General features: G+C 41.8%; 2 protein-coding genes. One reads left to right on the forward strand and one right to left on the reverse strand.

Annotated features, from left to right (window positions below; genetic code table 11):
- Window positions 1–113: ribonuclease toxin immunity protein CdiI (gene cdiI, locus C5471_RS23710; RefSeq protein WP_166296714.1), on the forward strand; the 113-nt coding region annotated here is incomplete at its 5' end.
- Window positions 114–164: 51 nt separating this feature from the next.
- Here the strand turns inward: cdiI and C5471_RS25455 are convergent.
- A complete protein-coding gene (locus tag C5471_RS25455) occupies window positions 165–380 on the reverse strand; it encodes a SymE family type I addiction module toxin (protein WP_166650283.1) in 216 nt (71 codons plus the stop codon).
- Window positions 381–404: the final 24 nt, after the last annotated feature.

A 404-nucleotide genomic window follows, 5' to 3' on the forward strand; every position in this document is an offset into this window, starting at 1 on the left:
TCAGTGAAGAAACCTGTTATCACTATGTCAGATTAGCCTGTGAAAAATATCTAAAACTTCATCCAGAAGATACCGATAAGGTTAATGAGTTACTGACAAAAATACCAAAGTAAAGTCAACTCTCCCCGATCATACGATCGGGGGGGAATTATTTTTATTAACTTTTAGAACTGATACACAAGTTTAATAATTAACTGGTCATCTTCTATTTTAACAATCACCGGTCTATTAGCATAAAAACCTATCTGTTCCAGCCATCGTCCCTTAATGGTGATCTGCTGAAATGGCAGCGGCAGGGCGTATTGCGCTTGAAGGGTGTAAAACGAATCCGGCGCTGTGCCTGAATAATGTGGGGATTTTTGTTGCAGATGCCATTGCACCAGAAGCGGCGGTTGGCACGGGCG

It is taken from the genome of Photorhabdus tasmaniensis (assembly GCF_011189505.1).
Lineage (GTDB): Bacteria > Pseudomonadota > Gammaproteobacteria > Enterobacterales > Enterobacteriaceae > Photorhabdus > Photorhabdus tasmaniensis.